This is a genomic window from Devosia sp. MC532, assembly GCF_016461625.1.
GTDB lineage: Bacteria > Pseudomonadota > Alphaproteobacteria > Rhizobiales > Devosiaceae > Devosia.
Map to the genome: position 1 here is coordinate 250,056 of NZ_JAEMNZ010000005.1, position 17,217 is coordinate 267,272.

At 58.8% G+C, this 17,217-nt stretch carries 15 protein-coding genes; 7 read left to right on the top strand and 8 right to left on the bottom strand.

The genetic code is table 11. The features are described from left to right. Positions 1 to 25: 25 nt before the first annotated feature. The 7 genes from pxpA to JHC09_RS08885 all read right to left on the bottom strand — a co-directional run bounded on the left by pxpA (position 26) and on the right by JHC09_RS08885 (position 5,706). Positions 26 to 850 (bottom strand): 5-oxoprolinase subunit PxpA, encoded by an 825-nt coding sequence (pxpA, locus tag JHC09_RS08855; protein ID WP_199531641.1) that lies wholly within the window; start codon positions 848 to 850, stop codon positions 26 to 28. Beyond that, positions 847 to 1,749, bottom strand: a complete 903-nt coding sequence (locus JHC09_RS08860) for a biotin-dependent carboxyltransferase family protein (RefSeq protein WP_199531642.1) — start codon at positions 1,747 to 1,749, stop codon at positions 847 to 849. The genes pxpA and JHC09_RS08860 overlap by 4 nt, the downstream gene beginning before the upstream one ends. Next, positions 1,746 to 2,414 carry an allophanate hydrolase subunit 1 gene (locus JHC09_RS08865; protein WP_199531643.1) on the bottom strand — a complete coding sequence of 223 codons (669 nt, stop codon included), beginning with the start codon at positions 2,412 to 2,414 and terminating at the stop codon, positions 1,746 to 1,748. The genes JHC09_RS08860 and JHC09_RS08865 overlap by 4 nt, the downstream gene beginning before the upstream one ends. Before the next feature lie 104 nt (positions 2,415 to 2,518). Further along, positions 2,519 to 2,695, bottom strand: coding sequence for a hypothetical protein (locus tag JHC09_RS08870; RefSeq protein WP_199531644.1), 177 nt, complete (start codon positions 2,693 to 2,695; stop codon positions 2,519 to 2,521). A gap of 119 nt (positions 2,696 to 2,814) precedes the next feature. Then, positions 2,815 to 3,051: a hypothetical protein gene (locus JHC09_RS08875; protein ID WP_169196341.1), complete on the bottom strand. Its 237-nt coding sequence runs from the start codon at positions 3,049 to 3,051 to the stop codon at positions 2,815 to 2,817. 117 nt (positions 3,052 to 3,168) lie between these two features. After that, the gene (locus JHC09_RS08880; protein ID WP_199531645.1) at positions 3,169 to 4,563 is read right to left on the bottom strand and encodes an L-serine ammonia-lyase; all 1,395 of its coding nucleotides are present in this window, start codon (positions 4,561 to 4,563) and stop codon (positions 3,169 to 3,171) included. Between the two features lie 141 nt (positions 4,564 to 4,704). After that, positions 4,705 to 5,706 (bottom strand): Tim44 domain-containing protein, encoded by a 1,002-nt coding sequence (locus JHC09_RS08885; RefSeq protein ID WP_199531646.1) that lies wholly within the window; start codon positions 5,704 to 5,706, stop codon positions 4,705 to 4,707. A 252-nt stretch (positions 5,707 to 5,958) separates the two neighbouring features. Between JHC09_RS08885 and JHC09_RS08890 the strand changes: the two genes are divergently transcribed. Further along, positions 5,959 to 7,473 (top strand): alpha-N-arabinofuranosidase, encoded by a 1,515-nt coding sequence (locus JHC09_RS08890; protein ID WP_199531647.1) that lies wholly within the window; start codon positions 5,959 to 5,961, stop codon positions 7,471 to 7,473. Between the two features lie 185 nt (positions 7,474 to 7,658). Then, complete coding sequence (locus JHC09_RS08895) at positions 7,659 to 8,663, top strand: LacI family DNA-binding transcriptional regulator (protein WP_199531648.1); 1,005 nt, start codon at positions 7,659 to 7,661, stop codon at positions 8,661 to 8,663. Here the strand turns inward: JHC09_RS08895 and JHC09_RS08900 are convergent. Continuing rightward, entirely contained in the window at positions 8,660 to 9,682 is a 1,023-nt protein-coding gene (locus JHC09_RS08900) for a LacI family DNA-binding transcriptional regulator (protein WP_199531649.1), read from the bottom strand. The genes JHC09_RS08895 and JHC09_RS08900 overlap by 4 nt on opposite strands. 141 nt (positions 9,683 to 9,823) lie before the next feature. Between JHC09_RS08900 and JHC09_RS08905 the strand changes: the two genes are divergently transcribed. From JHC09_RS08905 to JHC09_RS08925, 5 genes are all read left to right on the top strand, one after another. Beyond that, the gene (locus tag JHC09_RS08905; RefSeq protein WP_199531650.1) at positions 9,824 to 12,595 is read left to right on the top strand and encodes a glycoside hydrolase family 2 TIM barrel-domain containing protein; all 2,772 of its coding nucleotides are present in this window, start codon (positions 9,824 to 9,826) and stop codon (positions 12,593 to 12,595) included. 163 nt (positions 12,596 to 12,758) lie between these two features. Beyond that, on the top strand, positions 12,759 to 13,844 hold the full coding sequence (gene ugpC, locus JHC09_RS08910; RefSeq protein WP_199531651.1) for a sn-glycerol-3-phosphate ABC transporter ATP-binding protein UgpC: 1,086 nt from the start codon (positions 12,759 to 12,761) through the stop codon (positions 13,842 to 13,844). Between the two features lie 149 nt (positions 13,845 to 13,993). Beyond that, positions 13,994 to 15,274 carry an extracellular solute-binding protein gene (locus JHC09_RS08915; protein WP_199531652.1) on the top strand — a complete coding sequence of 427 codons (1,281 nt, stop codon included), beginning with the start codon at positions 13,994 to 13,996 and terminating at the stop codon, positions 15,272 to 15,274. Between the two features lie 87 nt (positions 15,275 to 15,361). After that, on the top strand, positions 15,362 to 16,240 hold the full coding sequence (locus JHC09_RS08920; protein ID WP_199531653.1) for a sugar ABC transporter permease: 879 nt from the start codon (positions 15,362 to 15,364) through the stop codon (positions 16,238 to 16,240). Positions 16,241 to 16,257: 17 nt separating this feature from the next. Continuing rightward, the gene (locus tag JHC09_RS08925; RefSeq protein ID WP_199531676.1) at positions 16,258 to 17,124 is read left to right on the top strand and encodes a carbohydrate ABC transporter permease; all 867 of its coding nucleotides are present in this window, start codon (positions 16,258 to 16,260) and stop codon (positions 17,122 to 17,124) included. Positions 17,125 to 17,217 lie beyond the last annotated feature (93 nt).

Consider the following 17,217-nt stretch of genomic DNA (forward strand, 5'->3'; position numbering starts at 1 on the left):
GCCTTAGCGTCCAGAGAGAAGCGAGCTACCCTGGGTCTTTCGGGTTCAAAGGCATAATGCCGATATCACCCTCTCCCAACCCGTGGTCCCAGGGTAATTCCACTTCCGGTTCCGAAGCCGCAATCGTAATCCCCTCACCCTCCAGCGCGTCACGAACCTCCCGTGCCAGATCAACGGCTCCGGGGGTGTCTCCGTGTAGGCAAATGGAACGCGCCTTGGACTTCAGAACGCTGCCATCGATGGCGACAATCTCGCCCGCTTGCGCCAACCGTAAACAGCGGGCGATGACGTCATCGACATCATGAATAACCGCACCGTCTTGGCTGCGCGGCACCAACAGTCCCTCGGCCGTATAAGCCCGATCGGCATAGGCTTCCCGAATGAGCGGCAGTCCCACGGCCATGGCCGCCCGCACCTGCTCGCTATTGTCGAGCGCCAGCACCGCCATTTTCTTATCCATGGCCTGAATGCTGGCGAACACGCCGATCGCAAAGGTCAGCTCTTCCGCCGTTTGGTTCGCCAAAGCGCCGTGTAGTTTGACATAGGACAGTGGATAGTCGACCTCATCGGCAATATGCCGAACCAGAAACATCTGCTCGCGAATTTGCGAGAGCAATTGATCCAGCGGCATAACCAAGCGAAAGCGACCGAACCGCACCGGATCGGCGTAACCGGGATGAGCGCCCGCACGCACGCCGCGAAGCTTACAAATCTTGAGCACACGCCGGATGGTGCCCGCATCTCCCGCATGACCACCACAGGCAATGGACGCGCTCGACACAATTTCGAGCAGGTCATCGTCTGTGCCCATGCCCTCACCGAGGTCGGCATTGAGGTCAATACTGGTCATTTTTGTCGGCTCCGCCACAAGGCCTGCGCATGCTCAACTGTTACGGACGTGAACGCAAGCTCGGTACCGGGTCGCATTTGTGCCAAACGATCAAGATCGGCGCGAATGACTGTCGCGATACGAGGGTAGCCTCCAGTCGGCTGATGATCTCGCATCAACACAATCGGCGTGCCATCGCCAAGGATCTGCACATCACCGGGCAGAACCGGCTCAGACACCAGCGACAGTGAACTCTTCCCCTCAAAAACATTGCCCGTGTCTTTGAGACGAAACCCCATCCTATCCATCGCCGCGGTGACGAAAAACGATGAATTTACAAAGCGCTGCCGCACGTCCTTCGTAAATTGCTCAGCGTGAACGCCCCAAATGAACCGAACCGGCGACAGATCTTGGTCGACTGCATCGACCGTCTGCCGCTCCAGCCCGGCGCCAACAATGGTCACCTCATCCTCTTGTCTCAAAGCCCGCCCGTCGAGCCCACCGATACGCGCCCGCATGCTGGTCGCGCGACTGCCCATAAGCTTGGGCACATCAATCTCGCCAGAAAAGCGCAGATAGCCAAAATTGCCCCAAGCCCCCGCCGCGATCTCCAAAACGCTCCCGGGCTGCAAATCCGCAGCCGAAGACCACGGCACAGGCACGCCATCGACGGCCGCGCGAAAATCGCCCCCACTCCAGCCGATGCTCACTGAGCCCTCGACAATTCTCAGCGCTATGCCCCCGGTGGTGAATTCGATCCCTGCCGTCCCAGATGTGCCCGCCAAATTCCCGGCCCGTGCAAAGGCTCCGGCATCCATCGGCCCCGAAGCACTTACGCCGTGGCGCAGGCCATTGAACCGCCCAGCGTCCTGAATGGTCGTCAGCGGCCCGCAGCGCAGCAATTGTATCCGCGCGCTCATAGGGCCGAAAACACCAAGCTATCGCCCGCACTCAGCACAGTGGGCGGATTGGAAAAAACGTTGAAATTACAAAACTCTGTGCGCCCGATCACATGCCAACCCGTAGGTACTTCAGTAGCCGTAATGGCCGTCTGCCCCGCAGCAAACAAAACACTGCCCACCGGAACCCGTGCCCGTACGCTGGCGCGGCGCGGCACTGTCATTTCTTGGCTATGAAAGCCGCAATAGACAAACCCCGGCGCAAAACCAGTCGTCAGAACACGCAGAGGCTGCGCGTTATGTTGCGCTATAAATTCGTCCGGTGTCAGCCCCAATTGCGCGGCGACGTCCAAGAGGTCGGGGCCATCCTCCCCGCCAAAACGCACAGCAATATTGTGGGTCTTTGCGGCGCTCGGCGCGGCACCACTGCTCAGCCGAAGCCCGATCTCGCCAGAGAGGCGCACCAAATCAATGACATCGCTGTCATATCGGACCAGTACCGATACGAGACTGGGGGCGATTTCGAGCACACCGGTAATCGGGCTTTGTTCAAGTGCATCGGCCAAAGCCAGTGCTGCGCGGTTCGCCTGATCGTCTAGCCGATCCGCAAAGCGAACCAGCGCGGCGGCGTCGCCGAGAGGCACAATACGAGCCCGCTGCACATCTGCGGCAGAGGTGCCAATCATGGACAGCTCCATGTCGTCAAAAGAGAACGCGAGAGTGCATGTCCCGCGCCCTCCAATTTTGTCAGTCTAAGCTGAAAATTCTGTATGAGACGCTGGTTTCACTGTCAGTTTGGGTCACGCCCCTCCTGTTCAATCACCGCCTCGAACAAAAGCTTGGTTTGTTCCGTCCCAATCGTCTCAACCGCTACTTCCACAATAGCTGCGAAAAGCTCAGCGATTTCTTGGGGATCGGTGATTTCGGCATCGTCGTCTTCGGCATCGGCGTTGATCAAAGAAAACATGGAACGCGCCTCCTGTCGGTGAGCCTACCGTTCCAGTGTGGTCGATTCCGCCGCGCCGTGAAACTGCACTTTCGCCTCGCCTTGGGCAGAGAGAGTCTTGCCCAACTTAGCCAGCCGTCTTATTCTTCGCCCGCTTCCAGATTTTCGATATAGGCTTCAACTTCGTCGAACGTCGCCGAAAATGGCTTCGGCACGTCGCCAAAGATGATCTTGTAGCTTTCGTCTTCGCGGATCTGGTGGCCGCCGTGACCGCCCAAAATCTTCATCTTTTCAGCCGTCATAATGGTCAAACCATAGCGGGCAGCAATGCGCTTCATGCGGCGCATACGCGAAGCGTCAAATTCCTTGCGGCTCATCAAGACCACTCCAAAGTCAATTCCGCCCCTTTTGCCTACAGTCAGCGCATCTGTCCAGCCTTGTGCCCTAAAGGGGCGATCAAGCCCCCTGCCGTGCTGACGCATATGCGCCCCAGCTCAGCAGACAGTCACATTCGCCGCCAGCCCCGCAAGGCTCGTTTCCTTGTAGCGTTCGCTCATATCCAAGCCCGTCTGCCGCATGGTTTCAACGCAAGCATCGAGGGACACAACGTGCTCGCCGTCCCCCCGCAACGCCAGCGACGCGGCCGTAATCGCCTTCACCGCGCCAAACGCATTGCGCTCAATGCACGGAATCTGCACCAGACCTTTGACCGGGTCGCAGGTCATGCCGAGGTGGTGTTCGAGCGCGATCTCGGCCGCATTCTCAACCTGTCGGGGCGTGCCGCCCATTACGGCGCATATCGCCGCCGCCGCCATAGCAGAGGCCGAACCCACCTCACCTTGGCACCCGACCTCCGCGCCGGAAATCGAAGCATTGTGCTTGATCAGCCCGCCAACAGCGGCAGCGGTAAGAAGGAAGTCATGGATTTGGCTCCGCCCTATGCCGGGCAGGAACTGCTCGGTATACTTCAACACGGCCGGAACCACGCCCGCCGCGCCATTGGTCGGGGCCGTCACCACGCGCCCACCGGCCGCATTCTCTTCATTCACAGCCATCGCATAGAGGCAGAGCCAATCATTGGCCGCCGTTGGTGAGGGCATGTTCTCGCGCTGCGACGCCTGCAACTGCTCATGGAGCTTTTTCGCCCGCCGATGGACTTTCAATCCCCCAGGCAAGGTCCCGTCCTGCTCCATCCCGCGCAGAATACAGCCGTTCATCGCCGCCCAGATCGCGTCGAGCCCTCGGTCCAATTCCAACCGGCTCATCTGCCGCTCTTCATTCGCCCGCTTCATCTGCGCAATGGACAAGCCCGATTGCTCCGCCATAGACAGCATGGTCTGCGCATTTTCGAACGGAAACGGCACATCAACCAGCCGGGGGTCGGCGCTTGGCCCGGCAACCAGCTCATCGGCGCTCAGCACAAAGCCGCCCCCGACAGAGAAATAGCGCTGCCGATATACCACCTGCCCGCCCTGATCGCGCGCCACAAACTCCATGCCATTGGGATGCCCGGGCAAGGGCGTTTTCATATCAAAAATCAGATCGACCGCAGGCCTAAAGCGATACGCCGGATGCCCCTCGGGCCGCACTTCGCCAGTCGCCTCAACCTCGGCAATCATGGCGTCCATCTGGTCCGGGTCGACACTCGCTGGCAACTGACCACAAAGGCCCAGAATAACCGCGCGCCCGGTGCCGTGTCCGACGCCAGTAAACGCCAGAGAGCCATGCATCGTCGCCACTATCGAAGCCGGACGCGCACCGACCGCTCGCGGACGATCGAGACGCTTGAGTTCTGCAAGGAACCGTCCCGCCGCCGACATCGGTCCCATCGTATGGGAGCTTGAGGGGCCAACACCAATTTTGAAAACGTCAAAAACTGACAGAAACATGCGCAAATCTAAGCATGTTCTGCGCCGAATTCAAAACGCAGCAGAACTGCTTCTCACGCCACGATATTCGGGCCGGACGGCCAATAAAAAAGCGGCGCGATTGTGTCGCGCCGCTCCAAATCGATCATCAGTGAAAAGCGATTACGCTTCCTGAATAGCCGACAACTGCCAGGTACCACCGACTGGACGAACGAAGGTCCAGAGTTCGGTGCTTTCGCTTGGCTCGTTCTCGTCGCCTTCGACAACGCGACCGCTCGAACGCTCACGCACGAAGTCGATAGCCGAATAGCGCATCGCAACGGTTGCGTATTCGGTCTGGCCTTCGCGCCAGCTTTCGGCCATGTCGCCCTGAAGCAGGGTCACATCGGTCACTTCGTTCTTCACGCCATTGGTGGCGTTGGTCGCGAGTTCTTCCGAGAGATATCCCATGATTTCTGGGGTCGTGAGCGCGCGCAGAGCGGCATAGTTTTCGTTCGAGAACGCTGCCTGAACGCGTGTCAGCATGCTTTCGAAGATTTCGAGGTCTTCCATGCCAATGCCGAGCTCGTTCGGATTAGCCGGAGCCTTTGCCGAACCACCGCGACCGAAGTTGCCCAAAAGGCCTTCGAGACGGTTTTCGCCCTGACGTGCAGTGGTGTGCTGCTGCGCTTCTGGCTGTGGAGCCTCATACTGTGGCGCTGCATAGCCGTTTGCCGCGGCAGCCTGTGGCTGACGACGACGACCGAAAATACGCATAGCCAGCCAGATCACGCCACCGATAACGGCAATCTGCACGATCATGGCCATGATGCCACCCATGCCGCCGAGACCGCCGCCCATCAGGAGGCCGATCAGGCCACCGAGCATAAGACCGCGCATAAGCGAGCCACCGAAACCGCTCATAAAGCCGCCCGGACGCGCTGCGCTCTGGGCCGCGCCAGCGGCAGGGTTATTCGCCTGCTGGTTCGGGGTCATCGAGCGCTGAACGGGAGCCGCAGCATTTGGCGCGGTCTGCGTTACAGCAGGCTGTTGGAAGGTACGGCCACCACGGCTACCAAAACTGCCACCCTTACGGGCCTCAGCTTCGCCAACGGCTACCATGGAGAACGCCATAACCAATACGGCGAAGACACTAGCGAACCGGAAGCTCCGGGAAGCGAACATAGGTTTGATCCAGATTAAATATAGTTGAGTGGGAATATAGGGAACCACCGCGCTGATTTGAAGGATCACGCACCATAAAAATCGGCAAAAATACCTAAGTGCCTGTCGCGATGCCTAGCATCGACCGCTGAACCGCCCGAAGATCGGCGCGCGCCGATAAATCATACAAATCAACTTGCTCGCCAACCATACAAGAAGTACAACCGGATTAGCTGATACAAATCAGATAACCGGTATCTTTGGGAGGAAGCGGTGAAGGCCAGTGTTGTGGCGAATAAGGATTACACGATCTCCAAAATTGACGATCGTGTCTATGGCGCATTTTTGGAGCATCTGGGCCGCGCGATCTACGAAGGCATTTACGAGCCCGATCATCCAACCGCTGACAAAGATGGCATGCGCGGCGACGTGGCCGATCTGGTCAAAAAGCTCGACGTCCCCTTCGTTCGCTACCCCGGTGGCAATTTCGTCTCTGCCTATAACTGGGAAGACGGCATTGGCCCGCGCGAAAACCGCCCTACCCGCCTCGACCTTGCTTGGCATACTTCTGAGAGCAATGCTGTCGGCATTCACGAATTCGCCGATTGGTGCGCCACGGTAAACACCGAAATGATGCTCGCGGTGAACCTGGGTTCGCGCGGCGTCGATGAAGCCCGCAACTTCCTAGAATACGTCAACCATCCGGGCGGCTCTTATTGGAGCGACCTGCGCATCAAGAACGGCCGCAAAGAGCCGTGGAACGTAAAGCTCTGGTGCCTCGGCAATGAAATGGACGGCCCTTGGCAGGTCGGCCACAAGGATGCCGATGAATATGGCAAACTCGCTGCCAATACGGCCCGCGCCATGCGCATGTTCGACAAGAACCTTGAGCTGATCGTCTGCGGTTCGTCCAATGCTGATATGCCGAGCTATCCCGATTGGGAACGCATTGTGCTCGAACATACCTATGAGCATGTCGATCACATCAGCCTGCATATGTATTTCGCCAACCGCGATGACAACACGCCGAACTTCCTTGGCCTCGCGGAAAAGCTCGACACCTATATCGAGACCGTCGCGGCGACCATTCGTCAGGTGAAGTCCAAGAAGCGCTCGAAGAAAGATGTCACCATCTCCTTTGACGAATGGAACGTTTGGTACCACTCCAACAAGAAGGATCGCGAGATCCTCGACGGCAATGGCGGTTGGCCGCACGCGCCGGGCCTGTTGGAGGACATGTACAATTTTGAAGACGTGCTGATGGTGGGCCTCATCCTCAACACCTTCATTCGCCGTTCCGATGTCGTCAAAATCGCCTGCATCGCGCAGCTGGTGAACGTCATTGCCCCGATCATGACCGAAAAGGGCGGCCCCGCTTGGGCGCAGACCATCTATTATCCCTACTACTTCGCCTCGGTTTACGGTCGCGGCACCGCGCTTCAGCTCGTCACCACTTCGCCGACCTACGAAACCCCACACTCGGCTGAAACCAAGTTTGTCGACGTATCGGGCGTGCACAACGAAGACGAAGGCGTTCTGACCTTCTTCCTCGTCAACCGCAATCCGAGCGAAACCGTCGATACCTCGGTTAGCCTCCAGGGCTTCAATGGGGTTGAAGTCATCGACCATCAGGTCATGACACATCCGAACCTTAAGGCGATCAACACCAGCGCCAAGCAGAACGAAGTCGCCCCCCGTAAGGGCGAAGGCGCCAAGCTTGCCAATGGCAATCTCTCGGTCAGCCTGCCGCCATACTCTTATCAGATGGTGCGCGTCCGCCTCGGCTAATCACCCCATATGCGCGCCCGGGCTCTGGTTCGGGCGCGCTTCTGTCATCTCTTGCATAACCCTGCACGCCGTCTACAAAAGAGCCAGCCGTTCTCATTTCCGGTAGTGTTGTGAAACCTGTCGATCCACAAGCGCCGCCACCGAAGGGGCACAAAAAACTGTCCAGCACCGGTCGTCGGGTCACCATGACAGATATTGCGCGAGCGGCAGGCTGCTCGCAGGCCACCGTGTCCTTTGTGCTGAACAATACAGCAGGCATGAAGCTCTCCGCCGAAACGCGCCAGCGCGTATTCGAAACCGCTTCCGCACTTGGCTATGCCATTCCCGAAGCGGCTACCGCACCAATACCCGCCGAAATGCCCAACCGCATCGGTATTATTGTCGATCAGATCGCCACCAGCCCCGAAGCCGTTCAGGCCATTGATGGGCTCAGCGCCGCTATCCAAGAGCGCGGCGGCCTCGTCTATGTTGGTCAAAGCCGTGGCGACAGCGACGTCGAAGCTCGGCTCATCGACGATTTTCTCCAGCAGGGCATTTCGGCCCTCGTCTACCTGACCATCTTCACGCGCGAAGTGACGCCGACCGCCGCCCTGCGCAATGCGCCAGTGGCGGTCTACCTTCTCAATTGCTACACCGCCAATCAGGCGACGCCGTCTGCCGTTCCCAGTGAAATCGCGGGCGGTCAGCGCTCCACCCATCACTTGATCACCCAAGGCCACCGCCGTATCGCCACCATCACCGGCGAAATCTGGATGGAAGCCGCGCAGGACCGCCTAAAAGGCTACCGCCGCGCCCTTGCCACGGCCGACATCCCCTTCGAGCAAGATCTGGTTTTTGAGGGCGATTGGTCGACCAGCGCTGGCTATGAGGCCACCCGCAAAATCCTTGCCCTCCCCGACCGACCCACCGCGGTCTTCTGTCAAAATGATCGTATGGCCGTCGGCTGTTATCAGGCACTCAAAGAGGCAGGCCTCAGCATTCCGCAGGATATGTCGGTGGTCGGCTATGACGACGAAGAAATCGCGCGCCATTTACACCCGCAGCTCACAACTTCGGTGCTCCCCCATCGCGCGATGGGTCAGTGGGCTGCCGAACAAATCCTGAGTGGCACTGAAGCGCGTGCCTCCGGCATGACCAAGGTCGAATGCCCGCTCATTATCCGCGCTTCCGTTGCCCCACCACGCCCTTAGAGCTTTGGCGCACCCACCGATTGCCGCTCAACAAGCTCACACTCGATCTTGAGCTTTTGCAGCCGCTCGTCGTCGTCTACGCCCTCAAAACTCTCGAGCAATTGCCCCACCGCCCAGCGCGCCATTTCATTGTGCGGCAGCACCAGCGTCGTGAGGGGTGGCAACAGGTTTGCGGCAATGTCTTCGTCATCAAACCCAATGATGGAAATATCCTCTGGGATCGAAAGCCCCAGGATACGGGCCGCGTCATAACACCCGACCGCCATACGATCGCAGAAACAGAATATGGCCGTGGGTCGATCTGACCGCGACAGCAGCGCCATCGCCCGCTCCCGCCCCTCGCGCACGTTCCAGCCACCCTGCGTTACGAGGCTTTCCTCAATGGCAACGCCATATTTCTCCATCGCCATCCGGAACCCCTGATAACGATCGGTTGACGCCGCGATAATGTCCTCACCGGCCAAATGCGCGATCCGCCGATGCCCCGCCTTGATCAGCGCTTCCGTCGCAACATAGCCGCCAACCACGTCGCCCGGCACCACGGAGGGGAAACGCAGCTCGCCCTCGTAGCAATTGAGCAGAACCAGCGGCAGCTGCGCGAAATGCTCGGGCACCACGACCTCGCGCGTAATCAGCGTCGTATACACCGCGCCAATCGCATTCTGCGCCACCAGCATGTCGATGGCCGTCTTCTCCAGCAGCGGATCGCCCCCGGTAAAAAACACGGCCACAGCGACGTCCTGTAACGCCCCTTCTTCCATCGCGCCTTCGAGAAACGGTCCAAGCATTGGCGTCGTCGTCACTTCATCGACAAACAGCCCAATCACCTTGGCGCGTCCCGCGGGCACCGGATGCTGCGGCCCCCGACGATATCCCAGTTCATCGGCGGCATCTTGCACACGCCGCCGCGTTGCTGCGGACACGCGCGCATTGCCAACCCCATTGAGCACGAGCGACACTGTCGCCTGCGAAACGCCTGCCTTTTCAGCCACATCCTGCATGGTCGCGCGCTTATCCATACTCATTCAATCCTTTGGCGAGCGCCCTGCTCCCATGCGCGCTGAAACTGTTTTCCTATCCAGCACACTTCGCTCTTGTATGTAAGTTGGATTCGATCCTATGCTGATAAAAATATAACTAATATTGCCTACGGAGGGATTATGAACTTGGGCCGCGCTGTTGACGCCGACCACCACAACGCGACGCGACAGACTGTGTCGCTCGATGGTGTCTGGCAGTTCCGCTTTGAAGATGGGGATTGGCGCGAGGCGCACGTCCCCCAGCCTTGGCAGGCTGAGTTCGATGATCTCTTCGATAGTTTCGGCCACGCCGTTTATAAGCGCAGCTTCACTGTCCCAGCCAATTTCGCTGGCAAGGACCTCGCTCTGCGCTTTGCCGCTGTTGCCTATGCCTGCGAAGTTCTCCTCAACGGCACCAAGATCGGCGATCATGAAGGGGCCTATCTCCCCTTTGAATGCGCCATTGATCCGGCCCTCCTCCGCGCGGAAAACGAAGTTGAAGTGCGCGTCACCACGCCTTCTGCCGATCAGCATGCCTTCCCCGAATACCCCTTCAGCGAAGTGCCGCACGGCAAGATGAGCTGGTATGGGCGCATGGGCGGCCTTTGGCAGTCTGTGTCGCTGGAAGCGCGCAACAAGAAGCGCCTGACCAGCCTCACCATCACCGCCAATATGCACGGCACCCTCGTCGCCAACCTTGGCTTCACCCCTGCCGCGTCTGGCCTTGAGGCCAAGATTGTCGTGCGCGATGATGCAGGCAAAGCCGTCGCCGAAAGCGCCGCCGCAGCCTCCGAGGCGGTTGATGTCGCCCTGGCTGTGGCTAATGCCAAGCTCTGGGATGTCTTCCAGCCCAATCTCTATACGCTCACCGTCACCTTGGGGAACGGCGAGGACGAAGTCACCGAGACTTTCGGCTTCCGCACCGTCACCACAGAAAACGGCTCTATCCTCCTGAACGGCAAGCCCGTTTACATGCGCGGCGCGCTCGATCAGGACTATTACCCTGAAGGCATCTACACCGCCCCTTCGTTGGAATTCCTCGAAGACCAAGCGCAAAAAGCCATTGAGCTTGGCCTCAATACCCTCCGCTGCCACATCAAAATCCCAGATCCGCGCTATTATGATGTCGCCGACCGCTTCGGCCTCCTCGTCTGGACCGAAGTCCCCAACGTTGCGATCTTCACCACGGATTCCGCGCGCCGCATGCGCGAAACCATGGAAGGCATTCTCCAGCGCGACCGCAATCACCCCTCCATTATCGCTTGGACCCTCATCAACGAGGATTGGGGCACGCGTCTGGTCGAAAACGCCGAACACCGTCAGTGGCTCAAAGACAGCTATGATTGGCTCAAGGCCGAAGACCCAACCCGTCTCGTCGTCGACAATTCGGCCTGCTTCCCGAACTGGCACGTCAAAACCGACCTCAACGATTTCCACTACTACCGCTCCGTTCCAGAGCGCCGTCAGGAATGGGATGATCTCACCGCCCAGTTCGCAGCCGGTGCCGATTGGACCTATTCGCCACTCGGCGACGCCGAACGCCGTGGCGACGAACCGCTGATCGTTTCCGAGTTTGGTGTTTGGGGCCTCCCCAATCCAAAACTCCTGCGCGGCGAAAACGGCAAGGAACCAACATGGTTTGAAACCGGCTCGCTCTGGGGCGATGGTGTTGGCCTGCCACACGGCATTGAGCAGCGCTTTGCCGCCCTCGACCTTTACCGCACCTTTGGTGATTTCGATCAGTTCATCGACAAGGTGCAGTGGTACCAGTTCATGAACTTGCGCTACGAAATCGAAGAAATGCGCCGCTATTCTTCGATCCAGGGCTATGTCATCACCGAGCTGACCGACGTTCACTGGGAAGCCAACGGCCTCTTGGATATCGAGCGCAACCCGCGCGTCTTCCATGATGTGTTCGGAACCATCAACGCCGACATCGTCATCGTTCCGCGCCCAGAACGCTACTCAGCCTATTCCGGCCAGCAGCTCGCACTTGAACTGCGTGTCGCCACAGGCGGTCTCTCGATCCCTACGGGCGCAGTCCTCCACTGGAGCGGCGACATCTCTGGCTCGATCGCCGTCCCTGCCACCGGCCCGGTCTCTGTTGCCGACCTTGGCAACACCGTGCTGACCATGCCGAAGGTTTCGACCAATAAGGAGCTGACCCTCTCCTTCTCGCTGGAAGCTGGCGGCTCAGTTCTGGCCACCAACACCTGCACCATCGCGCTCTATGCCGAGCGCAAAACCGCCGATCGCCCAACCATCGCAGTCAATGACGCGGCTCTGGGTGATTATGCCCGCGGCCTAGGCTATGAGGTTGTCGACAAGAAAAAGGCCGATATCGTGCTCGTCCACGCCGTCAATGGCGAAGACGTCGACGCCATGAAGGCCGGCGCGAAATACCTGATCCTGGCCGACGGCTCGGTCAAGACCAACCACAATCTGCGCACCGACATGCCCGATGGCGAGCTGCCCCACCGCTCCATCGTCGCCGATGGCAAGCAGTTCAAGCCCGCCTATGACCACCATCTGCCCAACATCAATCTGGTTGAGCGTGACGGCACCATCTGGCGCGGCGATTGGATCGCTGGCTTCTCTTGGCTCCGCCGCGATGGTGTCTTCGCCGACATTCCGGGCGGCCCGATCTTTGATCTCAGCTTCTCCGGCGTGGTCCCGCTCAGCCTTCTGACCGGCTTCAAGCCTTGGGAATTCGGCAACAATGTCCAGTCTGGCATCGTCTGCGGATGGGTTCACAAGCCCGCCGTCATCATCGGCAAAAAGCAGATTGGCCGGGGTGGCGTCGTCGCCACGACCTTCCGTCTGACCCGTGAAGCGCCCGGGGCAGACCCAGTTGCAGCAGCCCTTCTCGACCGTCTGATCTCGGCAACCGCCGGGCTCACACAAGACCTCTAAGGCAAACCGCTTGGGTAGTGAGAAAATCGCGCTCAAATCACGACTTAGGGATTGACGCGACAGACGTTTCGAGACTGAATAGTATGATAAATAGAGCGGCGAATGAGGAGATTTGCCGCTCTACAAAAATAGGCCGGAACGCAGTTCTGGCGCGGGAGGAAATATGGCCGATATCGTTCTCAAGGACGTCAGCAAGTCCTATGGTGTGGTGAGCGTTCTTGACCACGTGTCGATGCACATCCACTCAGGCGAGTTCATCGTCTTTCTCGGCCCGTCCGGCTGCGGAAAGTCGACCCTACTGCGCATGATCGCCGGACTTGAAGAGGTCAACGGCGGCGAGATCTATATCGGCAATGAACGCGTCGATCAGAAGCCGCCAAACCAGCGCGGCGTTGCCATGGTTTTCCAGAACTACGCGCTCTATCCGCACATGACCGTGCGGGACAACATGTCCTTCGGTCTGCAAAACATCGGCACCCCAAAGGCAGAAATCGACCGCCTCGTTGATGATGCCGCTCGCATGCTGGAAATCACCCAGCTCTTGGATCGCAAGCCCGCGCAGCTCTCTGGCGGTCAACGCCAGCGCGTCGCCATTGGCCGGGCCATTGTCCGCAATCCAAAGGCCTTCCTGCTCGACGAACCCCTGTCCAACCTCGATGCCGGCCTGCGCGTGCGCACCCGTCTCGAGCTGGCCCAGCTGCACAACCGCATCAAGGCCACGATGATTTTCGTGACCCACGACCAGACCGAAGCCATGACCTTGGCCTCGCGCATCGTCGTCATGAACAACAAGAAGATCGAGCAAATCGGCACGCCGATGGAGATCTACACGCGTCCCGCAACCCGCTTTGTCGCCAGCTTCGTTGGCTCTCCAGGCATGAACTTCCTGCCGGTCACCAGCGCCATCGAAACCAATGGTATGGCGCTGGTCAAAATCGGCTCGGGCGACACCATCACCACCGCCATTCCAAGCGCGGGCCTTGCTGCATCGGGGCTAACGCTGGGCATCCGCGCCGAGGCCGTTCGCGTCAGCCATAATGGCGAAGGCGTCACAGGCTCGGTCGATGTCGTCGAGCGCTTGGGGGAACGCACACTGGTCTACACCCGCCTAAGCGATGGCACCATTGTTGTTGCCGAAGACGCAGGTCTCAGCAGCGTGAACGCGGGTGACACTGTTCAGCTCAACTTCAATGGCGCCACCGCCATCCTGTTCGACGAAACAGGCAAAGCTTACCACCCCGCCGCTTAAGGCGGCCAAGAACAGATAGGGGCAAAGCGCCCCTATGAGGAGAATTCAGGATCGCGAGGAGCGTTCTGAAGTTAGGCACGGATCGTTTCGCCAGCGGTTCGGATGCCTGAGGAAAGGCGACGGGGCTTTGCCCCAAGGGAGGAATAACCGTGAAGAAATTCATCAAGATTGCCCTGCTCTCGACCACAGCAGCCATGCTGTCGTTCGGCGCATACGCTAAAGAAACCGTTGTTTGGTGGGACTTCCTCAGCGGCGGCGACGGCGTTCGCATGAAGGCGCTGATCGAAAAGTTCAACGCTGAGCACGCCGACACCATCGAAATCCAGCCAACCACTCTCGAGTGGGGCGTCCCATTCTATTCCAAGGCGCAGACCTCTGCCGCGATTGGCGAAGGCCCAGATGTGATGACCTACCACATCTCGCGCATTCCACTTGGGCTTTCGACCAACACCTTGGCTGAAATCACCCCAGAAGATCTCGCTGGTGTTGGCCTCTCGGCCGAAGACTACGCACCGTCCAACTGGGAAGCCGGTCAGGCTGATGGCAAGCAATACGCTGTCCCATTCGATATCCACTCCATCGTTCTCTACTACAATAAGGACAAGCTGGCTGAAGCTGGCCTCCTCGGCGACGATGGCCTGCCAACCGGCCTCGATGGCGCTGAAAACTTCACCGCAGCGCTCCAGAAACTTAAGGATGCAGGCTCCCAGTATGGCGTCGCCATCCACTCGGCAGCAAACGACAGCCAGTGGCGTATCTTCCTCGGTCTGCTGGCGCAGCAGGGCGGCGAATTCCTCGACGCTAACGGCGAATTCCTCTCGGGCGACAACCTCGACAAGGCCGTCAAGATCACCGATCTCGTTCGCGGCTGGGTCACCAGCGGCGTTGCACCAGAGCAGACCGAATATGCTGCCTCTGTAGCGCTCTTCACCTCGGGCGAAGCGGCCATGCACATCAACGGCGTTTGGGAAGTCCCAACCATGACCGACCTGCACGCCAAGGGCGAGCTGTTCGAATGGGGCGCTGTTCAGATGCCAACCTTCTACGACAAGCCAGGCACTTGGGCTGACTCCCACTCCTTCGTTATCCCGAATAACGTTGGCAAGGAAATGACCGCCGAAAAGCGCAAGGCCGTCATGGAAGTCATCGCTTGGATGAACAAGAACTCCATCTCTTGGGCAGACGCTGGCCACATCCCAGCCTACACCCCAGTTCGCGAAAGCGAAGAGTTCAAGAACATGCAGCCAAACGCGACCTACTCCTCGCTCGCTGACACTGCAGTCTTCGATCCGAAGTCGGTTCTGGCTGGCGTTGCCTCCCCAGTATACGACGCTGTCGGTAACTACATGGTCCCAGCCATCAATGGCGAAATGGACAGCCAGCAAGCCGTCGAAGAAATGCGCGACGACCTGAACGATCAGCGCGACTAATCCCAAACCTCTCTCCGGCCGGGGCAACCCGGCCGGTCCTATTGTCTAAGAAGAGCGCCTCGACGCGCTCCATCAGGGAGCCTTGGGATGATTAGAAGTAGACGTTCCGAGATAACTGCAGCGTTTCTATTCGTCGCGCCATTTGTTGCCGCCTATCTGGTCCTGTTCATCTGGCCCACCATTCAAATGGTGCTGCTCAGCTTTACCGACGCGCCGTTGATCGGCGAAGGAAAGTGGATCGGGCTCGACAACTACGTCAAAATGTTTGGCGATCGGCGCTTCAACACAGCCGTGGTCAATACCGGATATTTCGTCCTTCTCACCGTCATTCCCAATACGCTCATCGGGCTTTTGATCGCCATCGGCGTCAACCGACTAAAAGGTTGGCAGCAATCGCTGGTCCTCGCCCTCTTCTTCCTGCCCTATATCCTGCCCGTATCCGTGGTCTATCTCATGTGGAACTGGCTCTTCGACAGCCAATTCGGCATCATGCAGGGCCCATTTAGCCTGATTTTCGGCAAGCCCATGAACGTCTTCCGCACCACATGGATGTTCATGCCAGCCGTGGCCCTCGTCACCATCTGGTGGACCTGTGGCTTTAACATTCTGCTCTTCTTGGCCGGCCTGCGCTCCATCTCGCCCGAGATTTACGAAGCTGCGTCCCTCGACAATGCCGGTCGCTTGAAGCAGTTCTTCCGCATCACATGGCCCCTGATTTGGCCGATCACCGCGCTGGTGCTGACCATTCAGCTCATTCTCCAGCTCAAGATTTTTGATCAGGTCTATCTCTTCGTCCAAGGCGGTCGCGCCGACCCCTCCATGGTTCTGGTGCAATACATTTATCAGCAGGCCTTCCAGAAGAGCGAAGGCGGCTACGCGGCCACCATTTCGGTCGCCCTCTTCGTCATCATCATCACTGTTTCGGTCCTGCAATACGTCGCGCTGCGCGCAAGGGGTGAAAAATGACCGCCGCCACTGCTCCAATGGCCGACACCACGGTCTCCGCCCGCAAGCTCAAGACCATCAAGGCCATCGACAAAGTTGGCCTGATCATCTCGATCGTCACCATCATCTGCGCGCTCATCTGGGCCTTCCCACTCTACTGGGCGGTCGTCACCAGCGTGAAGCCAGAAAATCAGGTGGTCGAACCCGGCCTCGCGCTCTGGCCCCGCACTTTTACGCTCGAAGCCTATTCCGCCGTGATCTTCAACACCAAGATCGGCCTGTGGTATTTCAACTCCATCGCCGTTGCGCTGATCACGACCGTAATCGTCGTGGTCATGTCCGCCTGCTGCGGCTACGCCATCAGCCAGCTGAATTTCCCCGGCCGCAAGGTTCTCTGGTTCGTCATCATCGCCAGCTTCATGGTCCCCATTCAGGCGCTGATCGTGAACCACTACATCCTCGCCGCCCAGTGGAAGCTCATCAACACCTGGGCCGGCATCATCATGCCTTCCCTGATCGCACCTATGGCGACGATGATCTACAAGCAGTTCTTCGATGGCGTTCCTAAGGAATTCCGCGAAGCCGCGATCATGGACAACACCAATGAATTCCGAATGTTGTTCCGTATCTACCTGCCGATGAACTGGGGCGTTACCACCGCTCTCGCCATCATCACCTTCATCGGCGCGTGGAACTCCTTCCTCTGGCCCTTCCTCGCGACAACCCGCGAAGAAGCGATGACCGTCGCCGTTGGTATCACGCAGGTGAACGACGCCTTCGGCATCGCCTATGCCCGCGAACTCGCCGCCGCTGTTCTCACCGGCCTACCCGTCGCGCTCGTCTACCTCATCTTCCAGCGCCGCGTTACTCAGGCAATCATGCTCTCGGCTGGCGTGAAGGGCTAACACACCCAAAAAACTCCGCTTCCAAAACCCCGCTCCGGCGGGGTTTTTCTTTGCCAATTCATCACGCCAAAACAAAAGACCGGCAACAGTTTC